The following is a 3,645-nucleotide window of genomic DNA, read 5'->3' on the forward strand; positions in this document are numbered from 1 at the left end:
AGTGCATGTGCACCTGTCCTACTGGCATCCGGCCTCGACGATCCTCGAGTACATTCCCTGGATCAAGGACCATTTCCAGGAGCCGATCCGGGTGGAGGGCGGCCTCTATGCGCTGCCGCAGCAGCCCGGCGCGGGAACCACGCCGCTGGCTGCGAGCTTCGAGAGATTTGGCAAGCGCCCGTAGGCGCGGGCCAGCGCAGGCGACAACGCAAGAAACAAAACAAACCAAGAGGGAAGAGATGACTAACGAGATCGATCGGCGCCGTTTCGTCGGCGGATTGGCGGCCGCGACCGCATTTGCCGCTTCGGCCCACGGCGCCCGCGGGCAGGTCCCGAAGCCGGCATCGCCCCTGACGATATCCGTCATCGACGCAGCCGGAAGTCTGGCTTTGACGCAGCCCGTCTTCGAAAACTACCGCAAGGCGAGGCCCGACCTCGTCGGCCGCTTCGTCTTCACCAAGGCGCCCTCGCCCGAGCTGCCCGGGAAGCTCAAGGCCCAGCAGGCGGCCAACCGCGTCGACATCGACATCGCCTTGGTCGGCACCGACGCGATTTCCGCGGGCGCGGAGCAGCAGGTCTGGACGAAGCTGTTTCCCGACCATGCCGCGGCGCTGCCCAAACTCGCCGACATCTATGCCCCTGACGTCCAGCGCATGCAGGCCGTCACCCAGGGACAGGGCGTCTGCATTGCCTTCACGCCGTCGGGCCCCCTGCTCGAATATATGCCCGACCGGGTGAAATCGCCCCCGACCACCACGGCCGAACTGCTCGACTGGTGCCGGCAGAACCCGAACCGCTTCTTCTACGCCCGGCCGTCGAATTCGGGACCGGCGCGCGGCTTCCTCATGGCCTTGCCCTATCTGCTCAAGGACACCGATCCAAAGGACCCTGCCAAGGGCTGGGACAAGACGTGGGCCTATCTGCGCGAGCTCAATAACTTCATCGAGTATTACCCGACCGGCACCGCCGTGACGATGAAGGAGCTGGGCGACGGCTCCCGCGACATGATCACCTCGACAATGGGATGGGACATCAACCCGCGCGCGCTGGGCATAGTGCCGAAGGAGGCCAAGACGATCGCACTCAAGGGGTCGCATTTCATCGCAGACGCGCATTTCGTCGCCGTACCCGCCGGCGTCGCGCCCGAGCGAATGGCGGTCATCCTCGATCTGGTGTCGTTTATGCTTTCACCCGAACAGCAGGCGCTCGCCTATGACGAGGGCTACCTATATCCAGGTCCAGCCGTGAAGAACGTGCCGCTCTCGGCCGCGCCCGCCGCGAGCCAGAAGACATTGGCGGAGTTCGGTCGGGAGGAATACGAGGCATTGATCGCCTCGGTTCCTGTCGAGATGCCGCTCGAGCTCAACCAGATGGCTCAGGCGTTTCGAATCTGGGATATGGAAATCGCCGGGAAAAAGAAGCCGTGAGAGCGTTTCGCGCTACGTCTTCCGACGCGTATTTCATCGGAATCGCGCGGTGACCAAGTAACACGATGTCGTCGATCGCCGCGACTATCCCGGCCTCCAACGGCTATTCGAGAAGCTGGAGGCGGATCCGGCGGTCCGGTTCGCACACGAAATCGAGCGTGGCGAAACCGCTGTCAGCGCTGGCGGCCTCGTCGGCGAGGTCACCTTGCACGACGTATTACGTCAGCACGCGCTCGCTGCCTGATCCATTCCTCAAAATCTGAGCGGCCCTCCGAACAAACGGTGTCCCTGGGCGTTGAGTAGGTATTAGTCAAAACCAAGGAGAGATCCGATGGATTGGAACCGCGTCGAAGGTAATTGGAAGCAGATCAAGGGCAAGATCAAAGAGCAGTGGGGCGATCTCACTGACGATGATCTGGACGTGATCGCCGGTAAGCGCGATCAGCTCGAGGGCAAGATCCAGGAGCGCTATGGCCTGGCTAAGGATCAAGTGAAGGCCGACGTCGACACTTGGTACGATCGCCAAACTTGGTAGTATCTGCGTGTAGCGTAACAGGCCTCGCTCTGTGAGCGAGGCCCTTTTCGACTTACAGCGRCTTACCTAGTAGCTGGGCCACCGCCGCTGAACTGACGCCCGCCTTGCCGACCGCGGCTTTCGCCATAGTTTTCCGCGACGACAGTAACCATCCGACGACGATCTTGAGGTCGGCCAATGGGCTGTTCCCGGGCACTTTTCGGGATGCTCCGGAAAATGGGATGCGTACTATCTAGCGGTAAAGAACGTCAGCAGCACCTTGCTCTTATCACCGATCAGGCAAAGAAAGCCCCGCGGTTTGTCTGACTTGTCCGTTCGAAGATAGGCCTGCCCCATGATAATTCGATTGACCTCGATGTCCTCAATTTTGGTTTCGGAGGTCGCTATCGTCATACCGTCCTCGTCGAAATAGATATCTTTAATGTCAGGGTCACTTGTTGAAAGTGTGCGAAGCGCTGCTGCCTTGCAGGACGCCAGCTCTGGCGATGCAGGCTTTTCGGAAGGTGCAGCCGTCGTCGGCCCGGCAGTCTGGGCGACGGCGGTGTTAATTGACGCAAAAAGTAAGAGCGCCAGAACGGACGTGTGTTTCATGTTTGCTCTTTCTACCTATGGGGCGCGCCCCATGTGTCGAGGACGGGGTAAATCGGCTCCTTCGTAGTCAAGTCAGCGGCTGGGGTGGCATAGCTGGGTACCCCAGGCTTCGATGGCTTTGAGCAGTGCGTTCAGCTCCTCTTCTTCCGGGCTGTCAGGATCGCATTCGATCAGCTGCGCAACCCCATGAGGGCGATGTCGTAGTCGGCTTCCGTCTCAATCCAGATTTCGTCGGGCTGGGTCACGCCGCGGCACTCAGCGCGGCGATAACCTCTTTCGAGCTGTATGGTTTCTAATGTGGCGCACGTCGGAAGGCAGCTGTCCCTGATTGGGGATGACACGTCCGCTGGCCACCACAATTACGATGGGGGCAATGTCGTCGCGTGACTTAAGAATTTCGATGGCTTTTCAGCATGGGCAGCCTCAACAGCCTCAAAGCCTGCCTCTTCAATGAAGTCCACCGCGACCAGGCGGATCAATGCTTCATCTTCAACGACCAAAACGACGAGCTTTGACATGGCATACACTTTCAAGGTCTGCATTAGACCTAACCGCCTCGGGCGAACATTGTTGCCCGAAACCGAAAAGAATTTGCTGGCTCGAATTGGGGGTGAAGATAATGGAGCGCTGAGGCGCGTCTAAGCTGCCTGATTGATTTAGCTTTTCGCAGACATCGCACCGTGGTCGGAGGGTAGCCTAAGGAGTTCGGTATTGGTATCGTCGGATGCCTTCGCGTTGGGCGCGGAGCGGACGTTTGACGAAAGTTAGCGGGGAGTACGATAGGGCGTCCGGACCCAGGCTGCCTACCACACAGGGGACTGCGGGAGCCCCTCTCGATTTATCCAATCGCAGTTTCCCCAACGCGAACGATGACGAGCCCGACCCGCGTGTTGGTAGCAATCATCGAGCCTTGAACGTGGGTGCGAAAACGCTATTCAATCTCGCGCCCTATAGCGGCTACCCAGCGACTCAGCAGCCGATCGGTATCGCTGCGGGAGAGTTCGCGAAGGGCACGGTCCTCCCGATGGCGACGTAGTCGGGTATGGGATGACGCCAGTAAGATGGACCTGCCAGAAAAGGAAACGAGAATGA

General features: G+C 59.7%; 4 protein-coding genes and 1 pseudogene. 3 read left to right on the plus strand and 2 right to left on the minus strand.

What is annotated here, in order from left to right; translation table 11 throughout:
* The 3 genes and pseudogenes from AC1DVA_RS26835 to AC1DVA_RS26845 form a co-directional block, all read left to right on the plus strand.
* Positions 1-184 (plus strand): annotated as a pseudogene (locus AC1DVA_RS26835) (mandelate racemase/muconate lactonizing enzyme family protein); the annotation flags it as partial.
* A 55-nt stretch (positions 185-239) separates the two neighbouring features.
* Entirely contained in the window at positions 240-1,427 is a 1,188-nt protein-coding gene (locus AC1DVA_RS26840; RefSeq protein WP_265055522.1) for an extracellular solute-binding protein, read from the plus strand.
* A gap of 331 nt (positions 1,428-1,758) precedes the next feature.
* The gene (locus tag AC1DVA_RS26845; RefSeq protein WP_265055521.1) at positions 1,759-1,962 is read left to right on the plus strand and encodes a CsbD family protein; all 204 of its coding nucleotides are present in this window, start codon (positions 1,759-1,761) and stop codon (positions 1,960-1,962) included.
* 228 nt (positions 1,963-2,190) lie between these two features.
* Here AC1DVA_RS26845 and AC1DVA_RS26850 read toward each other — a convergent pair whose 3' ends face one another.
* Both AC1DVA_RS26850 and AC1DVA_RS26855 read right to left on the minus strand, forming a co-directional pair.
* The gene (locus AC1DVA_RS26850) at positions 2,191-2,553 is read right to left on the minus strand and encodes a hypothetical protein (RefSeq protein WP_265055519.1); all 363 of its coding nucleotides are present in this window, start codon (positions 2,551-2,553) and stop codon (positions 2,191-2,193) included.
* Positions 2,554-2,912: 359 nt separating this feature from the next.
* The gene (locus tag AC1DVA_RS26855) at positions 2,913-3,095 is read right to left on the minus strand and encodes a hypothetical protein (protein WP_476807913.1); all 183 of its coding nucleotides are present in this window, start codon (positions 3,093-3,095) and stop codon (positions 2,913-2,915) included.
* Positions 3,096-3,645 lie beyond the last annotated feature (550 nt).

The sequence above is a fragment of the Allobosea sp. P4_C6 genome, assembly GCF_056402015.1.